This window comes from Peribacillus sp. SIMBA_075 (genome assembly GCF_046534585.1).
In genome coordinates this window covers 16,567-39,459 of sequence record NZ_JAWRYN010000014.1, presented here as the reverse complement: position 1 = coordinate 39,459, position 22,893 = coordinate 16,567, and the positions used below count along the sequence as shown (strand labels likewise).

Annotated in this window: 18 protein-coding genes and 5 pseudogenes; 7 read left to right on the top strand and 16 right to left on the bottom strand. The window is 39.7% G+C overall.

Annotated elements, in window-relative coordinates; translation table 11 throughout:
• Positions 1–292 precede the first annotated feature (292 nt).
• The 3 genes and pseudogenes from SB775_RS12735 to SB775_RS12725 all read right to left on the bottom strand — a co-directional run.
• Positions 293–476 (bottom strand): annotated as a pseudogene (locus SB775_RS12735) (2-oxo acid dehydrogenase subunit E2); the annotation flags it as partial.
• Between the two features lie 33 nt (positions 477–509).
• Complete coding sequence (locus SB775_RS12730; protein ID WP_061462836.1) at positions 510–1,493, bottom strand: alpha-ketoacid dehydrogenase subunit beta; 984 nt, start codon at positions 1,491–1,493, stop codon at positions 510–512.
• A 12-nt stretch (positions 1,494–1,505) separates the two neighbouring features.
• Positions 1,506–2,501: a thiamine pyrophosphate-dependent dehydrogenase E1 component subunit alpha gene (locus tag SB775_RS12725; protein ID WP_410861807.1), complete on the bottom strand. Its 996-nt coding sequence runs from the start codon at positions 2,499–2,501 to the stop codon at positions 1,506–1,508.
• A 722-nt stretch (positions 2,502–3,223) separates the two neighbouring features.
• Between SB775_RS12725 and SB775_RS12720 the strand changes: the two genes are divergently transcribed.
• From SB775_RS12720 to SB775_RS12710, 3 genes are read left to right on the top strand one after another with little or no spacing between them, the layout of a single operon-like run.
• Positions 3,224–3,703, top strand: a complete 480-nt coding sequence (locus SB775_RS12720; protein ID WP_061462834.1) for a MarR family winged helix-turn-helix transcriptional regulator — start codon at positions 3,224–3,226, stop codon at positions 3,701–3,703.
• A complete protein-coding gene (locus SB775_RS12715; RefSeq protein WP_410861806.1) occupies positions 3,700–5,424 on the top strand; it encodes an ABC transporter ATP-binding protein in 1,725 nt (574 codons plus the stop codon). The genes SB775_RS12720 and SB775_RS12715 overlap by 4 nt, the downstream gene beginning before the upstream one ends.
• Complete coding sequence (locus SB775_RS12710; protein ID WP_410861805.1) at positions 5,421–7,280, top strand: ABC transporter ATP-binding protein; 1,860 nt, start codon at positions 5,421–5,423, stop codon at positions 7,278–7,280. The genes SB775_RS12715 and SB775_RS12710 overlap by 4 nt, the downstream gene beginning before the upstream one ends.
• Positions 7,281–7,400: 120 nt before the next feature.
• On the opposite strand, the pseudogene SB775_RS12705 reads toward SB775_RS12710, so the two are convergent.
• Positions 7,401–7,831: pseudogene (locus SB775_RS12705) on the bottom strand (MarR family winged helix-turn-helix transcriptional regulator).
• A gap of 124 nt (positions 7,832–7,955) precedes the next feature.
• Between SB775_RS12705 and SB775_RS12700 the strand changes: the two are divergent.
• Both SB775_RS12700 and SB775_RS12695 read left to right on the top strand, forming a co-directional pair.
• Positions 7,956–8,396, top strand: a complete 441-nt coding sequence (locus SB775_RS12700; RefSeq protein WP_089363305.1) for a GNAT family N-acetyltransferase — start codon at positions 7,956–7,958, stop codon at positions 8,394–8,396.
• 2 nt (positions 8,397–8,398) lie between these two features.
• Positions 8,399–9,022 (top strand): annotated as a pseudogene (locus SB775_RS12695) (YczE/YyaS/YitT family protein).
• 218 nt (positions 9,023–9,240) lie between these two features.
• Here SB775_RS12695 and SB775_RS12690 read toward each other — a convergent pair.
• Together SB775_RS12690 and SB775_RS12685 are read right to left on the bottom strand one after the other, a co-directional pair.
• Positions 9,241–10,509, bottom strand: coding sequence for an erythromycin esterase family protein (locus SB775_RS12690; protein WP_410861804.1), 1,269 nt, complete (start codon positions 10,507–10,509; stop codon positions 9,241–9,243).
• A 29-nt stretch (positions 10,510–10,538) separates the two neighbouring features.
• The gene (locus tag SB775_RS12685) at positions 10,539–10,910 is read right to left on the bottom strand and encodes a hypothetical protein (RefSeq protein WP_061466050.1); all 372 of its coding nucleotides are present in this window, start codon (positions 10,908–10,910) and stop codon (positions 10,539–10,541) included.
• A gap of 288 nt (positions 10,911–11,198) precedes the next feature.
• Between SB775_RS12685 and SB775_RS12680 the strand changes: the two genes are divergently transcribed.
• Positions 11,199–11,336: a hypothetical protein gene (locus SB775_RS12680; protein ID WP_167555979.1), complete on the top strand. Its 138-nt coding sequence runs from the start codon at positions 11,199–11,201 to the stop codon at positions 11,334–11,336.
• 55 nt (positions 11,337–11,391) lie between these two features.
• Here SB775_RS12680 and SB775_RS12675 read toward each other — a convergent pair.
• Positions 11,392–11,505, bottom strand: a pseudogene (locus SB775_RS12675) (IS3 family transposase); the annotation flags it as partial.
• 26 nt (positions 11,506–11,531) lie between these two features.
• Here SB775_RS12675 and SB775_RS12670 point away from each other — a divergent pair.
• A pseudogene (locus SB775_RS12670) lies at positions 11,532–11,968 on the top strand (divergent PAP2 family protein).
• Between the two features lie 192 nt (positions 11,969–12,160).
• Here the strand turns inward: SB775_RS12670 and SB775_RS12665 are convergent.
• From SB775_RS12665 to SB775_RS12625, 9 genes are all read right to left on the bottom strand, one after another.
• A complete protein-coding gene (locus SB775_RS12665) occupies positions 12,161–12,868 on the bottom strand; it encodes a GntR family transcriptional regulator (protein WP_089363302.1) in 708 nt (235 codons plus the stop codon).
• A gap of 249 nt (positions 12,869–13,117) precedes the next feature.
• Entirely contained in the window at positions 13,118–14,170 is a 1,053-nt protein-coding gene (locus SB775_RS12660) for a YeiH family protein (RefSeq protein WP_410861803.1), read from the bottom strand.
• A gap of 33 nt (positions 14,171–14,203) precedes the next feature.
• Positions 14,204–14,953: a PIG-L family deacetylase gene (locus tag SB775_RS12655; RefSeq protein WP_410861802.1), complete on the bottom strand. Its 750-nt coding sequence runs from the start codon at positions 14,951–14,953 to the stop codon at positions 14,204–14,206.
• Between the two features lie 150 nt (positions 14,954–15,103).
• Positions 15,104–16,456, bottom strand: coding sequence for an aminotransferase (locus tag SB775_RS12650; protein ID WP_410861836.1), 1,353 nt, complete (start codon positions 16,454–16,456; stop codon positions 15,104–15,106).
• 144 nt (positions 16,457–16,600) lie between these two features.
• Positions 16,601–18,364 carry a sulfoacetaldehyde acetyltransferase gene (gene xsc, locus SB775_RS12645; protein ID WP_125163301.1) on the bottom strand — a complete coding sequence of 588 codons (1,764 nt, stop codon included), beginning with the start codon at positions 18,362–18,364 and terminating at the stop codon, positions 16,601–16,603.
• Positions 18,365–18,538: 174 nt separating this feature from the next.
• A complete protein-coding gene (phnX, locus tag SB775_RS12640) occupies positions 18,539–19,369 on the bottom strand; it encodes a phosphonoacetaldehyde hydrolase (RefSeq protein WP_089363299.1) in 831 nt (276 codons plus the stop codon).
• Positions 19,370–19,475: 106 nt separating this feature from the next.
• Entirely contained in the window at positions 19,476–19,931 is a 456-nt protein-coding gene (locus tag SB775_RS12635) for a hypothetical protein (RefSeq protein ID WP_410861801.1), read from the bottom strand.
• Positions 19,932–20,108: 177 nt separating this feature from the next.
• The gene (locus tag SB775_RS12630; RefSeq protein ID WP_284471040.1) at positions 20,109–21,521 is read right to left on the bottom strand and encodes an amino acid permease; all 1,413 of its coding nucleotides are present in this window, start codon (positions 21,519–21,521) and stop codon (positions 20,109–20,111) included.
• A gap of 350 nt (positions 21,522–21,871) precedes the next feature.
• A complete protein-coding gene (locus tag SB775_RS12625) occupies positions 21,872–22,492 on the bottom strand; it encodes a YitT family protein (protein WP_289337693.1) in 621 nt (206 codons plus the stop codon).
• Between the last annotated feature and the right edge of the window lie 401 nt (positions 22,493–22,893).

The window sequence follows — 22,893 nt, the reverse complement described above, 5'->3', positions numbered from 1 at the left end:
CTTCTATAGATTTTATTTAGCGCAAAAAAAGCCTGGCAACCTTTTTTATAGTTGCTAGACTTACGTTCATTTTTAAGATTCAACCCCGATATAAACGGCTGATTTTGATGTTTACTAATCTGTATTATGTGAACTATTGAAAGTAATAGTAATTTATGAAATAGTCAACTTGTTCGAACATTACTCTTCAGGTGCTTGGTCTATACTCGCTGTAGTCTCGTCTCCAATAATACAAGATAAAGTTTAATATTTGCCCGACTTGCTGCAACGTATAAGATCCGAGAAAATTCTAAGGTCGTTTGACGATAGACTCAACTTGAATGGTGGTATTCTGGGGATGATTGATTATCCCCATTGGCTGAATGGAATAGAAATCACCTGTTTTATTGATTGTTAATGTACCCTTATCCCATATCTTCAGGTTTCACCTTACCTGTTCGGACTTTTTGGGCAAGTTCACGGACATCCTTGGCAATTTCCTACTAGGTTCGTTCCTCCGTTCCGATCATTTAATAGGCTGCCAGGTCCCGCAGTGCCTTTTCAACTTTTTCAGGATTCACCATGAAGGATTTCTCCAATGCTGGGGAATATGGCATCGCTGGAACATCCGGGCCTGCCAGTCTCATGATTGGGGCATCCAGATCGAAGAGGCAGTTTTCTGCAATAATTGCCGATACTTCACCAATGATGCTCCCCTCCTTATTATCTTCAGTAATCAATAGGACCTTTCCTGTTTTCGATGCAGCTTCAATAATGGCTTCTTGATCCAATGGATAAACGGTTCGCAGATCAAGTATATGAACGGATATGCCATCACTGGCAAGTCTTTCAGCTGCCTGAAGCGCAAAATGAACACAAAGGCCGTAAGTAATCACTGTAACGTCCTCGCCGTCACGTTTTACATCCGCTTTACCAATGGGTAAAACATAATCATCAGTCGGCACTTCTTCTTTAATAAGGCGATAGGCACGTTTATGTTCAAAGAAAAGGACCGGGTCATCATCACGAATGGCTGCTTTCAATAACCCTTTCACGTCATATGGCGTAGATGGCATGACAATTTTAAGTCCCGGTTGATTGGCAAAAATGGCTTCAACAGATTGTGAATGGTATAACGCGCCATGTACTCCCCCGCCGTATGGAGCCCTGATGACGATAGGACATTGCCAGTCATTATTGGAGCGATAACGAATTTTTGCAGCTTCTGAAATGATTTGGTTGATTGCAGGCATGATAAAATCAGCAAATTGCATTTCTGCAATCGGCCTCATCCCATACATGGCCGCGCCAATGCCCACTCCTGCGATTGCTGATTCAGCAAGCGGGGTATCAATGACCCGCTGTTCCCCGAATTGTTCGTATAAACCAGATGTCGCTTTAAAAACGCCGCCTTTTTTCCCTACGTCCTCCCCTAAGACAAATACACGGGAATCACGTTCCATTTCTTCTCGCATAGCCATTATAACGGCATCTATATAAGATATCACTGCCATCTTCTTTCCTCCTTACTTATCTGCATAAACGTATTTTGAAAGCGTGTCTTCATTTGCAAATGGAGCATTTTCCGCATAATCCGTCGCTTCGTTCACAACTTCCATTATTTCCTCGTTCATTTGTTTCTCTAATTGATCATCCATGATCCCTACAGCTTTTAAATAGGCCCCGAATGTAATGATTGAATCTATTTTTTTTGCCTCCGATACTTCTTCAGGCGACCTGTATTGACTATCATCATCGTCGCTTGAATGGGGTGTCAACCTGTATGAAACCGTTTCAATCAAGCTTGGTCCTTCACCACGCCTTCCCCTCTCAGCCGCTTCTTTCACCACCCGGTATACTTCGATCGGATCATTTCCATCAACCGTCACCCCTGGCATGCCATAACCAATGGCCCGGTCCGACACTTTGCTGCAGGCCAATTGTTTTTCGATAGGGACGGAAATGGCATATTGATTATTCTCGCACATCAAGATAACCGGAAGTTTATGTACACCTGCAAAATTCGCTCCTTCATGGAAATCACCTTGGTTTGATGACCCTTCACCAAATGTAACGAATGAAACGATATCTTTTCCTTCCATTTTTGCAGCGAGTGCAATCCCCACTGCATGCGGCACTTGAGTGGTAACTGGCGAAGATCCCGTTACGATGCGATTCTTTTTTTGCCCAAAATGCCCAGGCATTTGCCTTCCGCCTGAATTCGGATCTTCCGCTTTTGCAAAACTGGATAACATTAAATCTCTGGCGGTCATCCCAAATGCAAGCACTACCCCAAGATCCCGGTAATAGGGAAGGATATAATCCTTTTCACGATTTAAAGCAAACGCAGCACCCACTTGAGCTGCTTCTTGTCCTTGACAAGAAACGACGAATGGAATTTTTCCAGATCTGTTCAACAGCCACATCCGTTCATCTATACGTCTTGCCAACAACATCACTTTATACATCTCTAGCACATTTTCATCACTCAGACCTACTTGCAGATGACGGTTTTCAACCATATGTCATCATCCCTCCTAATAATCAGAACATTTTACTTTAAAACCCAAATGCTGGTCCTCATACTGGCACCCTTTTCAAACGGGAGTGCTGTATCACGAAACACTATTGTTTCTCTTTAGCTATCTCTTTGTCTCGCAAACTAAATTCGCTTATATTTTCTCGAAGGAAGAAAAATCTCCATTATGTAAACATGCTTTCTATTTAACACCCATACATTCTCATTTACGTTATCATCTAGTATTATTACCTGGTACTAATCCAATTCAATATTATCCTAACACTTTTTATCACATATTTTCAACTAATATCACTTTGTAAAACAGATCAATTTTCTTGTCTAGTGAATTAAGAACATGAAAAAATGTGTTGTTTGAATTTCCTAAACGACTTTGCCTGAAGTACAAAGCCTATTGTTGTTTTTAAAACGAAACTATTTAAGGGTGATTGGAGCGGAAGTGCGAGACTCCTGCGGGAGCAGCGGGACAGGTGAGACCCCACAGGCGTTTACGCCGAGGAGGCTCACCGACCGCACCAAGGAAAGCGAGCATCTGGAGGGGAAATCAACCACAACTTTATGTCCGAACCAAAGTCAAGAAAAACACCGGAATGATGAAATCGTTTTTTTGTTGACTAAGTTGAAAAATAGATGTAAATTAAAATAATTCATAAAAATAAATGTTCAGTTTGGAACAGTTTAATAAAGAAAGAATGGTGATGTTGAGTGAAGAATGAAAAACAAATAATTCAATCAGTACAACTATTGCGTTCATTTTGGAACGTGCAGAAAAATATCATGCGATTCGTTCAAAAGACAGCGGCAGAAAATGATTTAACAGTTCCGCAATATTCGATTTTGATGACCATTTCCCCTCATAAGGAGACCACTCAAAAAATAGTTGGGGAGAAAACGTTTCTTCCAAAAAGCACACTGAGTCAAGCGGTCGATGGCCTTGTTCGGGCAGGCATGCTCCAACGAGAGCATGTGGAGGGCAACCGGCGTGAGATTCAGCTGTCAATCACCGAAAAGGGGAAAAATACATTAAAAATGATTCATTTTCAAGAAAGCAGTATCCACCAAATATTTCAATCGGCGATTGAATTGCTTTCTGAAGAACAGTTTGAAGAGTTGCTTGAAACGCATCTTCAAATTACAAACTTTTTAGAAGCTCAAGCAATAGAAAAAGGAGAGTGTACAAAATGATAAAAATACTGAAAAATTTATCCGTTTATAAGTGGATTATTTCCGCAGTTATCGGTCTGGTTTTTATTCAATCGATGTCGGACCTCTTTTTACCTACACTCATGGCGGATATTATTGATAAAGGCGTCGTTCGAGGTGACACTCCTTACATTTGGAAAATCGGTGGTTTGATGCTGGTGGTTTCAGCACTTGGCGCTTGTGCTTCCATAATCGCAAGCTACTATTCGTCCAAAGCAGCAATGGGAATGGGACGGGATCTCCGGCTGAGAGTCTTTAATCATGTAGAAAAATTTTCGTTACAAGAATTTGACGAAGTCGGTACCGCGTCATTGATTACACGGACGACCAATGATATAACACAAGTCCAGCAAGTGGTTATCATGATGCTACGTATGGTAATCAGTGCACCCATCATGTTAGTCGGTGGAGTGATCATGGCAGTATCCATGGATGCAAAATTGTCCCTTGTCATTGTCGTCACTATGCCTTTTTTGATTGGTTCCATCCTGCTTATTCTATCCAAAGGTGTACCTCTTTTTCAAAAGGTGCAAAAACGATTAGACCGGTTGAACCTTGTATTAAGAGAAAATTTAACTGGAATTCGTGTCATTCGTGCCTTCAATCATGAAACACAAGAAAAAGAACGCCTTAAGAAAGCAAATAAAGAATTGACAGATGTCTCGATCAAAGTCAATAAAATCATGGCGTTCATGATGCCTGTAATGATGCTTGTCATGAACTTGACGGTTGTTGGTATCATTTGGTTCGGAGGAGTTCGTATTGATAACGGCGGCATGCAGATCGGGGACTTAATGGCCTTTATCCAATATGTAATGCAAATTATGTTCGCCCTTGTAATGGCATCCATGATGTTCGTTATGGTTCCACGCGCGGCCGTATCCGCAACGAGGATAAACGAGGTCCTTGACATGAAACCTTCATTCTTAGATGAAGGGACAGAAAAGGCAGATCGTGAACACGGTACACTTGAATTTGAACATGTGACCTTCAGTTACCCAGGAGCAGAAGAGCCTGCATTATCGGATATCAGTTTTTCTGCAAGACCTGGTGAAATCACCGCAATAATCGGTGGAACTGGTTCAGGGAAAACGACGCTCGTCAATTTGATCCCTCGCTTCTATGATACTTTAAGTGGGACAATTCGCGTCAATGGTGTTGATATTCGTAATTCATCACAAGATGAAGTTCGGTCAAAAATTGGCTTTGTACCACAAAAGGCTGTCCTCTTTACGGGTACCATTGCTGAAAACATTCGCTTTGGAAAACAAACCGCCACACAAGATGAAATTGAGTATGCAGCCCGTATCGCGCAAGCTGAAGATTTTATCAGTAACATGAAAGACGGCTATCATGCAGAAATAGAACAAGGGGGCTCAAACCTATCAGGAGGGCAAAAGCAACGGCTTTCGATTGCACGGGCACTCATTAGGAAACCTGATATTTATATATTTGATGATAGTTTTTCTGCACTAGACTTCAAGACAGATGCCAACCTTCGTGCAGCCTTGAAAGATGAAACGAAAAATGCGACGGTACTACTCGTTGCACAGCGGGTCAGTACGGTCGTTGACGCTGACCGAATCATTGTATTGGACGAAGGACACATTGCGGGTATGGGAACACACCAAGAATTGCTAAGTACAAACGACATATACCGTGAAATCGCCTTATCACAGCTCTCAGAGGAGGAAATTGCATGAGTAATCAAAAAAAACCTCAAAGCGGCGGTCAGATGGGGCATGGTCCTGGTGGCGGTAACATGATGATGATGGGTCAAAAAGCAAAAGATTTTAAAGGAACACTAAGACGTCTCTTGGCCTATTTAAAACCGCGGCGCAACAAATTGATTGCCGTGTTCTTCGCTGCAATCATGAGTACGATTTTCATGATTGTCGGACCAAAAATCATGGGAACGGCGATTACGGAATTATTCGAAGGGGCTTACGGGAAATTTCAAGGAATACCTGGAGCAGCTATTAATTTTGATAAAATTGGCCAGATTCTTCTACTACTTGCTGGACTGTATGTCTTAAGCAGCCTTTTCAACTATGTACAACAATACATTATGTCCAGTGTTGCACAAGAAACGGTATATGATCTACGGGAAGATGTTAATAAAAAGCTCGAGAAACTTCCTCTCAAATATTTTGAAGGACGTCCTAACGGGGAAACACTTAGCCGAATGACAAATGATATTGATACAATCGGGAGCACCCTTCAACAAAGCTTAACGCAGTTCATCACATCAATCGTCACGATTTTGGGGATTATCATCATGATGCTTTCCATTAGCCCGTTATTGACATTAATCTCGATAGTCAGCTTACCTTTGTCAATATTTGCAATACGGCCTATTTTAAAAAGATCCCAAAAACATTTTGCCGATCAACAGCGTACACTTGGGCAATTAAATGGGCACATTGAAGAGATGTACACTGGCCATCAAGTCGTTAAAGCATTCGGACATGAAAAAAAGGCAAGTGCCCAGTTTACTAAGGTTAATGAAGAATTGTATAAAGCGGGAAGAAAGGCACAGTTTATATCTGGAATCATCATGCCCATGATGTTTTTTATCGGAAATTTAAGCTATGTCCTCATCAGCGTTGTCGGCGGAATATTGGTAACGCAACGTTCGATCTCAATTGGTGATATTCAAGCATTCATCACATATTCAAAGCAGTTCACCCAGCCGATCACACAAACAGCCAACATCGCAAACATTATTCAGTCAACGGTTGCAGCAGCTGAGCGTGTCTTTGAGCTACTTGATGAAGAAGAGGAAATGAAAGAAAAAACCACAGCTAAAATAAGGAGAGCAAATGGTGCTGTCACTTTTGAACATGTCGACTTTGGATATGGGGAAGAAATGTTAATTAAAGATATGAACATCGATGTCTCGCCTGGACAGACGGTCGCAATTGTTGGACCGACTGGTGCTGGAAAAACGACTATGATAAATCTTTTGATGAGATTTTATGAACTAAATGGCGGAAAGATTAAAATTGATGGTCTGGATACACGGAATATGTCCAGGAATGATCTTCGTAAGAACTTTGGGATGGTGCTTCAAGATACCTGGCTCTTTAATGGCACGATTAAGGATAATATCGCTTATGGAAAAAATGGAGCAACAGATGAAGAAATTTTTACAGCTGCTCGGACGGCACATGCCGACCATTTCATTCGGACACTGCCAGATGGTTATGAGACAGTTTTGAACGAAGAAGCTTCGAACATCTCACAAGGACAAAAGCAGCTTTTGACAATCGCACGAGCTGTTCTTGCAGATCCACCAATCATGATATTGGATGAAGCTACGTCGAGTGTGGACACTCGGACCGAAGTCTTTATCCAAAAGGCGATGAACAGACTGATGGAAGGACGGACTAGCTTTGTCATTGCCCATCGTCTCTCAACGATTAAGGATGCAGATTTAATTCTCGTTATGGATCAAGGAAAAGTGATTGAGCAAGGAACGCATTTGGAATTATTAGAAGTAAATGGTTTCTACGCAGATCTTTACAATAGTCAGTTTACCGAAAATGTAGCTGGTTAATAAGAAAGAGGCTCGATTTCCATTCGGAATCGAGCCTCTCTTTATAATATTCTTACCCACAACCACTCCATGCTTACACCGATTAGTCACCCATAAATAAGCGAAAACTTATAAGCTGTATCAATATCCCCTTTTATTTCCTTTTTTCAAAAATTCCCAATCAACTCAATATTTTTTTTGACCCTTTGAAGAAGATGAAACACCGCTTCCGTTTCTTCCAAAGAAAATCCAGATAATGCAACCTTGTCGTATACTCCCCTTCTTTCTGTAAAAAGGGATAGACCTTTTCACTTTTATCAGTAGGATATAACTTTTTAATTTTTTTGTTGCCCTCATCATTTTTCTTTTCGATAAAACCTTGAATTTCAAGTTTTTAAATGGCACGAGCTGCTGTCGTTCGGTCGACCTTTATCATTTCTGCTAACTTTTCTTGAATGATTCCTCAAAATACAAATACTGCCCTTTTGTAAGGTCAAATTCTTTAAATTCGATATTACTTATAGAGTCCAATGCCCTGCTATCATTCCAATTTCACGGAGTATTTCCTTCATTCAAAAAGCCTCTGACTACTTTTGTTGTATTTTCAACAAAATTAATTTCATTTATACTATAAAAAGGATAGACATTTATTATGACTTGTCTTATTAAATAAATTTAGAAAAGGGATGAAGAACATTGGATTCTAAAAGAATAACTACAGAAAATGATTTAAAAATAGCCTTTCATATCAGAAAAGAAGTATTTGTCGAGGAACAAGGTTTCCAATTAGAAAGTGAATTTGATGAATTTGATACACTTAATGCTCTTTCTGAACACATATTAGTTTATTATAATGAAAAACCAGTCGGAACTGGAAGGTTAAGAGTTGTTGATGGTTTAGGTAAATTGGAGAGAATTTGCATCTTAGAGCCTTACCGTAAATTTGGTCTTGGAAAAATAATAATAAAAACGTTAGAAGAAATTGCAAAAGAAATGGAATTATCCCTGGTTAAATTACATGGTCAAACACAGGCAGAGGGCTTTTATAAAAAACTCGGCTATCAAACTTCATCCGATGTCTTTATGGAAGATGGCGGTCCACATCTTTTAATGAAAAAAGAATTAATAAATGAATAAGTGTGTTAAATGTAGGTAAAACAAAAATTAACCTCTATCTGATCGGGATCATACTATTAACCCTTGGTTGTTCTTTAACTATCCAATCAGACCTTGGAACATCACCATTTGGCGCCCTTTTGGACGGGCTTTCCATACAAGTCTACCTTACTGTCGGAAGCTGGGAATTCATAATAGCCTTTATCATGATATTTTTATATTCGCTTTTAAAAAGGCAAAGACCAGAATTTTTGGTCTGCTGACAGCTTTTATAACAGGTCTTGGTAATTGAATATGGCTTTTTTTATTGCATAATTTGGTACAGCCAGAACTAATACTCAATAAACTTGTCTGTTTAGCTGTTGGGTTAACTGTTATAGGACTAGGAACGGCTATCTACTTACATGAAAATTTTGCACCAATAGACCGTTTGATGTTGATCATTCAAGATTTAACTGGAATGATTAAAAAACATTAATTTATCTTGTTTTGGTAATCACATTCAATGGAACAGTTGGTATCGGGACTCTATTAACCGGTTGTTTAGGAGGGCCTTTTCTCAATTTCTTTTCCCATTAACTAGTAGTTTATTAAATAACCCCATTCCATCAGCAAATAGAGATAAAGATAAAAACCATTCTATATAGGACGGTTTTTATCTTTATTTTTCAGTTTTATTCCACAATCTGTCCCTTTTATGAAGCAACTAAAGCTTAATTTCTCACTTTCCATCGAGGAAATAGGATTATTTAAATTTGGATTTCCTTAACGTTGTAAATCCGCGTATTTCCGGTTCAAGCTAAGGAACCGTAATAACTCCAAGCCCTTTATAACACGAATTGTTATAAAGGGCTCCGCCTTTTCATTACACAACGGGTGCTTTTTCATGAACAAGCGGGTGAAGCGCTTGAGTCTCATCAATGTAAACAAAAGCATCATATCTATTTGACAATACAGAAGGTACATAGTTTCCATATTGTTCATATTCCGGTCTGTATACAACCCCAATCGCCCGATGTCCAATCCTATCTTGGAATAGCTGCCGATTTTCATCATTGAAAATGAGCAACTTATCATACGCCCCCGAAAGGTGCATAGCCTCCTCCCAACTTCCTTTCATTGCCGGGAGTACTGTTTTTATTTCAAAATCCATGCCCCACTCGTCTGCTGCAATTACAGTTCCCCTGTAGGTTCCGAAACCTGTGATAAATACATCTTCAGTTGGGTTTTGCTCACGAATGACCTGGCCGACATTAATCATCCCGGAATCTCTCATATCAGTAGCACTGGCATCGCCAACATGGGTATTATGTTCCCACACAATCGCCTTGCCTTCAGAACCGTAAAAATCCATAATTTCATTAAGTGCATCCACCATATGCATATCTCGAATATTCCATGATCTATCGTCATGAACTACCATTGTCCTGTAATAATTTTCTGCATTATACGCCACCAGTGCATTCACTTGAAGATTCAAATTCAATTCTTCGTGATGAGGGTATTTTTCTTTTTTTCGCTGAATAGTTGTCAGTAATTCGGCCACTTCCTCTATACAGTCTTCCGAATAAATGCCTGCCGAAACTGCGTACTCTTCGTTATTCCGATTGAATGGCTCAAAACATGTGAACGCATGTCTGGCAGCATCGAGGTCAGGTGAATCAATTTGCTTTAAGTAATGGATGACTTCATCCATGGATTCCCAAAGACTATAGATATCGATTCCATAAAATCCAATTTTCGTTTGATTTTGTCCAGACTCATTGTATTGTTTCATCCATTCGATCAAGTCGATTATTTCCTCGTTTGCCCACATCCAGGTCGGCCAGCGGTCAAAATTCTTAAGAACATCCTGTGCGGATTTAGTTTCTAGGTCATAACCTTTAACATATCTATTAATTGCCTGGCATGCGGGCCAATCACCTTCAACGGCTACAAAGGTGAACCCTTTTTCTTTAATCAGTTTTTTTGTTATTTCAACTCGGGCCGTGTAAAACTCGGATGTTCCATGTGATGCCTCACCCAGCAAAACAAATTTTGAATTTTTAACTTGCTGAACGAGCATATCCCAATCAGCTTCACTTGTAAGCGGGACTGAATGTTCGATTATTGACTGAACCAGATTATGATGCACTGTTTTTCCTCCTTTTCTTCTCACGACCATTATCGTTTGTACTCAGCATTATAAGAATTTGAACCTGCGTGTACTGACAGTAGTGTATCAGCGTATCCTACTAGACGATTTACAAGTTCATCACAAATGGAGTAAACCAGCTGAAAATTTTCTTCCTCAAATAGAGCATAGTCATCCAGAATGACCGTCGTATTAATGAACATATCTTTGTTTCCATATAGATTGTAGTGAACTATAACCTTTCCAGCAGCGCCTCCAGTAACTGGATCCTTAAAGCCGGGAATAAAAACAAACCATTCTTCAGCAGTAGCAGACCTGAAGTTTTTTGTGAAAGACATTCGCTCGGTTACATTCTGTATCTTTTTTAAATCTTCCGGGTTTAGATCCTTGATCTTATTCATTCCATAGCCACCCTTAACACCCTTGTTAATAATCATCAGTTATAGATTTTCCTTAAGGGACCAATCCTATAAATATTATTATGAAAAAATGACTTTCCACGGAAAAAAGCACGCCTGAACCGCCTAGACTGGCATAAACTTCAAGAGAACCAAATTTTTTGCCATATACTTATTATTGTTCAGATTCTTCATTAATTTTAGGTGAGAATGGGTCGGTCAGAATATCACTTAATATCACTGCCCAAAAGGGGACAAACTATATTTGAAATAAGAAAGGAGATGTGAGACATGACAAAAAAATTTAATAAAGGCAGCCGAAATCAAAATTCACCGCAATTACACGGACAAGCTCCTGTTAGTGGCGACAACAGTAAAGGAAATAAAAGAAATAAAGACCAAAGTTCAAAAAGAGATAGTGGAATTTAAATGAAACAAACCGGTCATATTGAAGTGAACCCAAAAAGTTAGACACTTTATTTAATTAGACAGACTTGAGGGCATGAACCCGGTAATCTACTGGGCTCATGCCTTTTAATTTCGCTTTGATTCGTCGGTGATTGAAGTGGATATAATCTTCTAGTTCTTGTTTAAAATGTTGTCGGTGATCGGCATTCAAAAGGGCTGAAAATTTTATGCATATTAAATCTGACCGGAAAGTGGGATTTGAAGCAGGCCTTCACAACAGGTGGCATGCCAAGTTCGCACTAATCCTATGTGGGAGCGAATAAAGGCTGGTTGCATACGGAGACATCTCCTGCGACAGCGTTTGCCGTGATTGTGATGAATGATGCTCAGGGGATTCGGCGCCATACAGGTGCTAAGTTTGTGAATGATCTTGAAGATAATCTGCGAAGTTTTCTGGAGAGTTTCCGAGTTTTGAGTTTGTGGAGCGTGAAAAAGAACTAAATGAACTGCTCGGACATTAGCCTGTGGAGGTGGGAGCTGATGAACTGCTTGGAGTTGTACTTGGGTTTATGTCGGGTAAATTGGAGGATGGCAAGCCCTCAAAAATCAAACGGCTGAAAACGGTGGATAAGCCTTCATATTCTAAATCTTGAAGTAATGTATAAAAATTTCATAACGCTTATATTAATCCGTTCCTGTGCTATTAAAATAGACGAACAATAACTTAAGATAATGGGTTTTTAACAGTTCAAAACCGAATAATTTATCTCAATGAATTTAGAGCTAAAAATGACCTAGGCCTCTCTGCTTATTAGAAAGGCTTAGGTCATTTCATGTCCCCAAACTCAGTTCTTCCGGGACATTTTCATAGCGAAAGAGTACATATCGGATCTGAATAATCCTTTATAATATTCTACTAAGTTACCATCAGAATCAAAAATCATCCGTTCTGTAATCAGCAAACACATCGTTTCTTTTATTCCCAAATGTTCTGCATCTTCTTTTGTTGGAAAGCCGCAGGTTATAATTTGTTCCGCTTCACAAAAGTTAATGTTCAGATCTCCTTCGAGTGCGTCATACAATACGGTGGTACTTAAATCGAATTTCGTCAATTCTTTTCCTAGGTCCAAAGAATAATAATGCAATTCAATGGCTATGGGGACATCCCCCTGTAGTCGCAGCCTTTTAATATGGTAAGATTCATCTTCAAAACCATTTGCATCAGCTATATTTTCAGGCGTCATTACCCGGCCATGATCCAGTAATTCAATCCCCATGCCTTTAGTGGTTTCAGTGAAACTTATCATTTTAAGCCATTCCTGTACGGGTTTAAGGGAAACAAATGTTCCCTTCCCATGCCTTTTTTCCAATATCCCCTCACGAACCAGGATGGATACGGCTTCCCGGACAGTGCTTCTGCTGACTGAATACATATCCATTAGTTCCCTTTCACTCGGGATTTTGTCTTTATAATAACCTTCTAAAATCTGATTTTCCAATATGGTTTTTAATTGAGCGTGTAATGGGATTGGATTTTTAAAGTCTAACTCCATAAAATTTCCTCCAAACAGAAAAAGACATCGTAATGTTCGTATCAGCTCTTATATTGTAAACCAAATAGTTATAATTTTCAAACATGCCAACATTCACTTTTCCTTATATTGGGATTCGGCAGATTATCCATTGTTTCTTTTCCAATACAACTCACATTCAAAAACCGTTTTCTATGAATGAATAAATAAGCCCCGTTTAGTACTCGTATTCAGGGTATCCTATATGCACCCTTCACCACAAGTGGAAGATTAAACAATAAAGTACGTGATTATGGAAAGCAGCAAAGAGGTAATGGTCATGGCTAAAAGAGGACGCATGGCTTTTGTGCGCAGTGCCTGCAGGCTTACATTCAGTCCAAGACCGATCATGGCCATTGTCAATATGAATGTAGTTGTATTGGAAATACCATCCATTACGATTGGAGACACCGTAATATAAGTTCCAAACACATAACTTCCAATTAGACTCATGATTATAAAACCAACGAGGAACCAGGGAAAATCAATTTTGGCATCATGGCCCATTTTCCCGGATGTACGTTTTTTCATCCAATACATAAAAATGAAGCATAAAGGGATAAGTAAAAAGACACGGCCCAATTTTGCGAGGAGTGCAATCGCTAGCGCATCTTCACCAGCCGGAGCTCCTGCCAATGCAACATGGGCGATTTCATGAAGACTGATTCCAGACCATATACCATAATCCAAAGCGGACATCGGTAGGATTGGACGTAAAAGGGTATAAACAATGGAGAAAAGCGTTCCCATTAAAGCGATTATCCCGACGCCTATGGCTGTATCTTCTTCCTTTGCTTTCACGATTGGAGATATTGCCGCAATAGCCGCTGCACCGCATATCCCAGTTCCAACAGCAAGAAGAAGGGAAATGGAGGCATCTGCCTTAAACCACTTTGCAACCAGGACCATCACGACTATGGCAAATGTTACTGTCCCTATGTCACGTACCAACAATGGCAAACCCTGATTGAAAATCACATCAATATTTAACTTCAATCCGTATAAAATAATGGCAAAACGCAAAAGTTTTTTAGCGGAAAATTCAATTCCCGTCCGGAATTTTTCTGGATAACCAGCGATTTGACGATAAATCACGGCAATGATGATCGAACACGCAAGAGGACCGATACGATTGAATCCCGAAATCTTCGAAAGCCCCAAACCTAAAAGCGCAATGAAAAAGGTAAAAGCGATACCGCCCATCCACAAAAGCACCTTATTTTGAAGTGGGTTTTGCTGTGCCTGGGGTGCTTCTTCAAATGGCTCATATTTTTCTAATTCCATACATTCCTTCCTCCTTTCCAGATAAACTAAATATCATCCCATCCTTTCAATCGTTTGAAAAAAATCGGTTTCTTCTAGATTAGGAAATGAATTCCCTTTGATAAAATACTCGGATTCCTTTAAAAAAGGCAAGCTTGGATTTTGATTCGTCCACAATTCAGGAACGGCTAAAGTCTGAGAACGATGTGACCTTAAGGCACGGATCTTTTTCTTTAAAGTCCCTGCTATATTGACTTCTGTGATACTCCCCGGCCCGTTTTCCTTTAACCATTCATCATAAAAGGCATGCCAAAGGACAAAGTACAAACTTTGAACCTTAATAGCTGGAAATACTGGATCTGGATAAAAATCGGGATCACCGGAGTTTAAGAAAGCAAATGCGGCAGCACGGCCAATCGCACAATGGTCTGGATGCCCGCCATATTTCTCATGGAATGTTACTAGTGCATTCGGTTGAACCTCACGAATCACCTTTACGATTCTCCCCGCCAATAAATCGAAGCTTTCAAATTCAATCGTTTTATCCCTTACGTGTAAAAATCGCAGGTCGCTGATCCCCAATTCTTCACAAGCTCTTTTTAACTCCTCTACCCTTAGTTCAGGCAATGCCTCCCTTGTAGTAAGAATGGGATTTCCCATGCGCCTGCCCATTTCGCCTTTTGTCGCACATAGTAAAGTTATATGAACACCTCTTTCAGACATTTTGGCAATGGTTCCGCCACACAGGAATGATTCATCATCGGGATGAGCAAGAACCACCAATAACCTTTGTTGTGATTGCATATTTCCTCCTACTTCGGATTCTCCCAGTTTTCCCACACTGTGAGACCCAATATGAAAAAATGGACATGGATGTCAAACGGGGAGACATATCATGCCCATCTTCAAATTCGTCTATAAATATAGCACCCTAAAGCTAATCATCTTTTATGGTTAGCATAATTCATATAAAACGGATTTAACCGTTTCAATGACAAAGCGTAAATCTTCAACGGTCGAAGATAAAGGCGGTGCAATGATCAATACATTTCCATATCCAGGAACTGTATCACCATTACGGCCGATGATAAGGCCCTTTTCCTTGCAAGCCCCTATTATTTTACCCATGAACTCATCGGAAACAGGTGTTTTTTTCTTTTTATCTTCCACTAATTCAATGCCATATAAAAATCCAACACCACGTACTTCCCCTACTTTATCCAGTGCTGTCAATTCAAAGAGTTCACTGAGTGTCGATTCACTGAGTTCAGATACTCGTTGAACGATTTTTTCATTTTCTATGATCTCAATATTCTTTAGAGCAACTGCGCAAGATGCTGGATGGCCTCCATATGTTGACACATGCCTGAAATGATTTAACTTTCCATTCTCTTTGAATTTCTCATATATCCTAGAATTCACTGCAGTTGCTCCAAGTGGAAGATAACCGCTGGTTAAACCCTTTGCCATCGTTACAATATCAGGTTGGACATCATCGGAGTGCATGAATCCAAACATTTTTCCGGTTCTTCCAAAACCTGAAACCACTTCATCCACAATCAAGAGAACATCATGCTTCTTGCAGATTTCTGAAACTCTTGTTAAGTATTCGTTCGAAGGAATGAGGACCCCGCCACCAGAGATGAATGGTTCAAGAATAACACCGGCTACCGTTTCGGACCCTTCAAAATTAATTACCTGATCGATATATTCGGCTGCTAGCAAATCGGAGTTTTCAACGTTTTCCCCAAATGGGCTTCGATAACTGTACGGCGGTGGCACATGCAGGAAACCTGGAACCGCCGGGTCATATTTCACTCTCCGGTTCGCCTGTGCGGTCGCGCTTAGCGCCCCGAAAGTATTACCATGATAAGCTCTATACCTAGAGATGAATTTGTATTTACCTGGATTTCCATTTTGTGAATGATATTGCCTGGCAATCTTGAAAGCTGTCTCATTCGCCTCAGAGCCGCTGTTCGTAAAAAAAGTGGTATAGGAGCCCTTTAAATGTTCACTTATTTTTGCAGATAATTCGATTGCCGGCTTATGGCTTAACGTTAAAGGGAAGTAAGATAAGTTAATCATTTGTTCATAGGCTGCCTGCGCGATTTCTTTTCGTCCGTGACCAAGATTCAAGCACCATAAACCGGAAACCCCATCTAAATATTTATTACCTTTAGTATCTGTGAACCATGAACCGGATCCTTCTTTAGCCATCATGGGAGCATCCTTCTCATTATAGCGATGCATCGCATGCCATAAATGGTCTTTATCCATTTGAACAAGGTCTTTCGTTTCAGTTTCCATCTTCACTATTGAAACCCCCTTATTTTTCATTAATTGCAATTAAGTTAAGTTCCCATGCTGTTACAGATCTTTAGAGCGAATTGGTGATGGAACGATAACCCCTATTCAGGTCATCGCACAAGTCATATCACTCTTTTCGAACCATTATTTATCCCAGTTTTTATGATCTAAATGAGAATATTTTTCTAATAATCTAGTAGGCATTTTTAATGCATCTTTTCTAAATGGAGGAGCTAATTGTGTTCCATCCACTTGTATATCAATGACAGTCGGTTTGTTTGATTTTATTGCTTTTTCGATGACAGAACCCAATTCCTCAGGTTTTTCCACTCTAATGCCGACAGCACCCATAGATCGGGCAACTTCTGCAAAATCAGGATTTTGGATATCAGCCCCTACAAAACGGTTATTATAAAAATCGACCTGGTTCTTTTTCTCTGCGCACCATGCATTATTATTGAAGACACATGCTATGACCGGTATGTTTTCTTCTACAGCCGTACTCACTTCATGTAAGCTCATTCCCCATGCGCCATCTCCAACAATGGCTATAACAGGTGTATTCGGCTCAGCTAATTTGGCACCTAATGCGGATGGGTAAGCAAATCCCGTATTCCCGAATGTAAGCGCAGCGATATGCCTGCGGCTCTGATTGAATTTCAAGTAAGCGTTTGCAGTTGACGATACATTACCGATATCTGTAGTAACGATGGCATTTTCGGGCAACACTTTAGTCAATTCCAATAGGGCACGACGCGGATTGATCGGGGTTCCATCGATCATCGCAAGTTTCACCAATTCTTCTTCCCATTTTTGTTTTTCATTCGTTACTTCGACAATCCGCCCTTTTTCTTGTTTTAGGTTAGGTTTACTAGCCTTCAACCGTTTCAAGATTTCACGACTCGCTTCACGGGCGTCTCCGATGATCCCGACTTCCACAGGGTGCGTCCTCGCTATTTGCCTTGGGTTAATATCTATTTGGATGATTTGCGCATCTTTAGGGAAATAATCAATGTCATAGCATGGTAACGTTCCAAATACCGATAATCTTGTACCGACCGCCAATATGACGTCCGCTTTCTTAAGTGTATTCATGGCAGCCTTTGAACCCATGTAACCGATTGGGCCGACTGACAATGGATGATCGGCAGGAAAGGCATCATTATGCATATAGGAGACAGCTACCGGTGCCGTTAAATATTCTGCAATATCCTTAATTTCCTCAATACCATCTGAATCAACCGTTCCCCTCCCGGAAATGATGACAGGATACTCAGCCTCAGCTAAAATTTCAGCTGCTCTATCCAAGGATGCAGAAGATCCGCAGCCCCTTTCATCTACGCGATATTGATGTGGTTGAAGTATTTGATCTTCCACTTCACCATAGAAGTAATCACGGGGGATATCGAATAAAACCGGTCCCCTTTCGGCATAGGCAATCCGGAATGCTGTCCTCAGGCAATCAGCGACCCGGCCTGGGTGTGTCACTCTAACCGTTTCTTTCGTGATTGCCTTGAAGATGGATACCTGATCACATTCTTGAAAACCATCCCATCCAACTGTTGGTGTACCAGCTGAAGGTGATATGACCACCATAGGAGTATGAGCTTGATTGGCCGCTGCAACAGAGGTGACCATATTCGTCATTCCAGGTCCGTTTTGCCCGATGACAACTCCAGCAACACCTGATACACGACAATACGCATCTTCCATATGTGCTGCACTTTGTTCATGGCGGACACCAATGAAACGAATGCCTGCAGTTGGCAATAAATCAAGCATATCCATGAAAGCCGATCCCAGAATTCCAGAAATATGTTTAACTCCCTCAGCCACTAATGTCTCAACGATGGCTTCACTTGGTGTCATTTTAACTTTCGTTCCTCTTAACATTTTTGTTTCGACCATAGCACATTCTCCTTTAATTTTAGTTATTTCTGATAGTGACGTTGCGACGTCCGTACCAGTTATAAGATGTATAATACTACCATTGGATGAAACAGTCAATGAATAAATTGAATATTTTGAATTTATTTAAAACCTTTGCCATCATAGTCACTAACTCATGTATTTGAATCTTTTTTAACCAATAAATATATCCTTTTTTTCTGTCAATCTGTAGTTGATCCTATCGATGATCTCCAATAAATCACCTATATCATCAATTACGAAATCGGCACCTGCATTCCAAAAACGATTTTCTGCATGTTTCATCCGTTTTTGCAGATCATATGGGTCCATTTCGTTGATTTCTGCTTCAGAAAGGCCGATTTCACTGCCGCCCTTCAATACGGCAACAGTCCACATTCCTGCAGAAATGCCTTCTTTGATGTCACTTATCGTATCGCCAACTTTAACGATTTTACTGAGTGGATACACTTGGAGATTCATCGCCGTCTTAAAGCACATCCAAGGGGCAGGCCTTCCTGTAGGCACTTCGGTAGACGCAACGATGGAATCTGGTTGATAGCCCCATTTTTCCGCCTCTTGTTTAACAACATCAATCATTTCACGAGTGTACCCTGTTGTCGAACCGATTTTTATTCCTTGCTGCCTTAAACGGCTGACTAATTCAATTACGCCTGGTATTGGCTTGGCGTTTTCCTTGAGAACCTTAAAAAGCAAAGCCTCAAAGTCCATATATAATGATTTTAGATCTCTTTCGTCCGGTTCTTTCCCGAATTTAGCAATCCATAAATTGGAGATTCGGTTCATTTTCAGGAGTTCCATTATATGATCCATTTTCAATAAACCCATAGGTTCCCTTGCTTCCTTAATGGTAATATCTATCCCCCTTATCCTGAAAATCTCGACAAATGCTTGGACCGGTGCAAAACAACCATAATCCACCGTCGTTCCTGCCCAATCAAATATCACAGCTTGAACCTCTTTGCATTCTTTTGCACTTTCCAAACTATGTCCCCTCCTATCGCTTACACCCTCCAAAATCACCGAACTTGCTAAACCTGTTAAAACCTATAAATTTCCCACTTGTGATAACCTAGGTATAAAGAGAATTTCATTTCACTTCTTCCAAAAATAACTGTAGATCTTCTTTAGTAGCTTCAGAGAGTCGTTTTATCTTTTCAAGGTCCTTATCCGGATTCCCTGACTCCCCAATTAATGGGTAAAGGGTTTTCTCAATCCGTTCATACCAATCAGGGTATTCATCTTCCACTTCCTTTTCTATCGAATCCCAAGTAGAACTGATCTCTTTTCCCATTTCTTGAATTTTCCCTGAATCCGCCTCCTTACTTATTTCTGATTCCAATCCTTTAATGGATTGAATCACATCTTCGACACCTTTTTTAATAACCTCTGCATTTGGGGTTTCACCCGTATTTGAATCTGGATTTTCATTCATGACTGGACTATTTTCTTGTTGGGCCTCGTCTGGTTCGCTTGAATTGTTGCAGCCTGATAGCAATATGGCTCCAAGGACAACCCCACTAGTAATTACACGGAAACCATTCAACATAATCCCTCCTTCATGATTTAAAGACAGATGTCACCAAGCACTTGTTGGCACAACTCTCTTTTTCTATGGGAAATCATATTCTAGCTGATTAGTGATTGAAGAATTTTGTCTGAGGAATTCCATAGAAGTAAACGAAGCATTACCTTAAATTAAATCAATGCTTTAGAGCCAAAGCTATAACTTTTCAGAATTAGGGGATCCAGAAACAATATTTAATTCATTCTCCATATACTTCGCTTTTTTTCGCCGAAGGAAAAAGAATGAACAGATAACGATCAAGCTAAATAGCATGGTAAAAATAAACTGTGGACGCTGCGAATCGATAAATGCCATTAATATTAACACGGAAATCATGGAAATTATGGTCGCATAAGTCAAATACGGGAATAACCACATCTTGATTTTGAAAACTCCGGGATTCTCTTTCTCCATTCTCTTCCTTAATCGGAGATGTGAAACCGCAATGGCCAGATAAACAAGAATTCCGACTCCACCCGAGGAATTCACTAAAAAGAAAAAGATTTTATCAGGTGAAACATAACTGAAAATGGTGCTGATAAAGGCAAATAAGGTAGAGCCGACTACAGCAAATATAGGAACGCCGTTTTTACTCACTTTTGAAAATAACTTTGGAGCGTCGCCTTTTTGTGCAAGTGAAAATAACATGCGTGAACTTGTATATAATCCCGAATTCAAACAAGAAAGCAACGCAATGAGAATCACTAAATTCATGATCAGGGCAGCAGAAGGGATACCCATCATTTCAAGTACAGCAACAAATGGACTTTTCAGCAAAGAAGCCGAATTCCAGGGTAATAGCGTCACTAGTATGGCGATGGACCCAATATAGAAAATCAGGATTCGCCAAACTACACTATTCAATGCACTTCTGACTGACTTTACCGGATCACTGGTCTCACCAGCGGCAATCGCGGGAATCTCCACTCCAACAAAAGCATGAAAAACAATTGCGACACCAACAAGCACAGAACTTATCCCATTTGGAATAAAACCGCCAAAATTCAAAAGATTAGAAGTGCCAGGTGGTTTTATCGTTGGGATAAAACCTAATATCACTGCCACGCCCAGGAACAAAAAAAGGATGATACTGATTATTTTAATGATTGAAAACCAGTATTCGAACTCACCAAACGATTTTACGGAAAAAATATTCGTCATTTTCAATAGGATAATCAAAGATAGACTTATGACCCAGACGGGAACGGAAGGAAGCCAGCTGTGTATGATTGCAGCTCCCGCTGTTGCTTCCAAAGCGATTACGATAACCCAAAAGAACCAATATAACCAACCTGTTGTAAAACCGGCCCATTCACCAATCCCCTCTCTTGCATAAACGGCAAAAGATCCAGTATTCGGATTCACTGTGGCCATTTCCCCAAGCATCCTCATGACTAAAACAACGATCAAGCCTGCCAAAACATATGATAAAATCGCCCCGGGGCCCGTTTGACCAATAATGATACCGCTTCCTACGAATAAACCAGCTCCTATGACACCACTCAAAGATATCATCGTTAAATGTCTTTGTTTCAGACCTGGCTTCAGTTCTTCCTGTTGATGTTTCATACCCTCCACCAACTTTCAATATTTTGGGGAATCAACTAAGATAATCGCTACTTGAATGTAAAAACAAGGCTTTTCAGCTGCCTGTCCTTTACACTTTCACAAAGATAGTGGGAACTTGGAAATGACGCTATGAACTTAAGATTCTATATCACTATTCCTCCTTTCTTAAGGCTTGAAATCCGAAGCGACTCGAACATCACTACGTCATGATGTTAGTACCACTTTCTATGTGTATAATACACTCTGATTTTTTTAAAGTCAATTTAAAAATCAGAATATTTAGATAACAAAATGAAAATTTAAATACATGGCGGCCCTTAATACAAGAATCACTGCTAACCTCTAATTTTTCATTTTACTTCTTTCACACTGGAGGTTTCATCGAACGCACTATCCCTTCCTATCATTAAGGCCTTATGCTTCCTATCCAGCATTTTCTTTAAAAGAAATGAAAAAAACAATGTAAACGCAATTCCCTTAACAATCGATGTATAACCGTAAACAAGAAGGCCCAATATTAGTACGATAAGATTAATAATCCTTATTGTCGCTGCAATATCTATTTTTTCATTCTTATGATGTAATATTAAGGCGATCACGTCAAAGCCAACAGTGGAGGCATTTGCTGTTATACAGAAATAGTATCCTATCGCTATCAAAATCGATGAAATAAGAATCACTAGAACAATATTCACATCAAAATCAAAATTCAATGAATAAAAAAAATTGAAGAACAGCATATAGCTAAAGGAACTTAAAATTGACTTAAAAAAGTACTCTTTCCCCAGAAAAACTAAACAAATGATTAACAATAATCCTGTAACTAAATTGGCGAGCATGGCAATATTATAACCTGATAATGCATGCAATAATAATGCCGAGCTAGTTACGCCTCCATTAATAATTTCATTGGGAACGATTAAAAAAGCATAGGCAAAGGTCATGAAAATGTTGCCTGCGATAATTTTCATTAAATCCCTCATAAATTTCTCACCACCCCTTTCAATATTTTGATAATGCTTTCCTCCCTAGATATATATTTATACTTGAACGATGTAATCAACATTCATTTCTCCATCCAATTTTTTCGAATCATTCAGCTTTACAATCACATTGATTTTATAATGCTTCCTTTGGAATGACCCCTTACCTTATTCATGTTGGGGTTTCTTGTATTAATGGTATTTTGTTTAAAATGATTGGGTGAAATTAAAATAGGTTGGTTTATGTCAAGTGATTACAATTATTCGCTAACCATAATCCCCTCTCCTTCTAATAAATAAAATAAAACATGCCACTTATAATCATTTAGGGATTGCAGGCCTTTTGTCCAACTATGTAACTTATGATTTCCTTGAAACGGTACAGAGTC

Bases quoted from the DNA above. Each gene is read 5' to 3' on its own strand.
- SB775_RS12665 (WP_089363302.1), bottom strand. From the start codon at position 12,868: ATGGAGTTAGACTTTAAAAATCCAATCCCATTACACGCTCAATTAAAA.
- SB775_RS12660 (WP_410861803.1), bottom strand. From the start codon at position 14,170: ATGGAATTAGAAAAATATGAGCCATTTGAAGAAGCACCCCAGGCACAG.
- SB775_RS12685 (WP_061466050.1), bottom strand. From the start codon at position 10,910: ATGAATAAGATCAAGGATCTAAACCCGGAAGATTTAAAAAAGATACAG.
- xsc (WP_125163301.1), bottom strand. From the start codon at position 18,364: ATGGTCGAAACAAAAATGTTAAGAGGAACGAAAGTTAAAATGACACCA.
- SB775_RS12715 (WP_410861806.1), top strand. From the start codon at position 3,700: ATGATAAAAATACTGAAAAATTTATCCGTTTATAAGTGGATTATTTCC.
- SB775_RS12725 (WP_410861807.1), bottom strand. From the start codon at position 2,501: ATGGTTGAAAACCGTCATCTGCAAGTAGGTCTGAGTGATGAAAATGTG.
- SB775_RS12680 (WP_167555979.1), top strand. From the start codon at position 11,199: ATGACAAAAAAATTTAATAAAGGCAGCCGAAATCAAAATTCACCGCAA.
- SB775_RS12730 (WP_061462836.1), bottom strand. From the start codon at position 1,493: ATGGCAGTGATATCTTATATAGATGCCGTTATAATGGCTATGCGAGAA.
- SB775_RS12625 (WP_289337693.1), bottom strand. From the start codon at position 22,492: ATGAAAATTATCGCAGGCAACATTTTCATGACCTTTGCCTATGCTTTT.
- SB775_RS12710 (WP_410861805.1), top strand. From the start codon at position 5,421: ATGAGTAATCAAAAAAAACCTCAAAGCGGCGGTCAGATGGGGCATGGT.
- SB775_RS12650 (WP_410861836.1), bottom strand. From the start codon at position 16,456: ATGGAAACTGAAACGAAAGACCTTGTTCAAATGGATAAAGACCATTTA.
- SB775_RS12655 (WP_410861802.1), bottom strand. From the start codon at position 14,953: ATGCAATCACAACAAAGGTTATTGGTGGTTCTTGCTCATCCCGATGAT.
- SB775_RS12630 (WP_284471040.1), bottom strand. From the start codon at position 21,521: ATGAAACATCAACAGGAAGAACTGAAGCCAGGTCTGAAACAAAGACAT.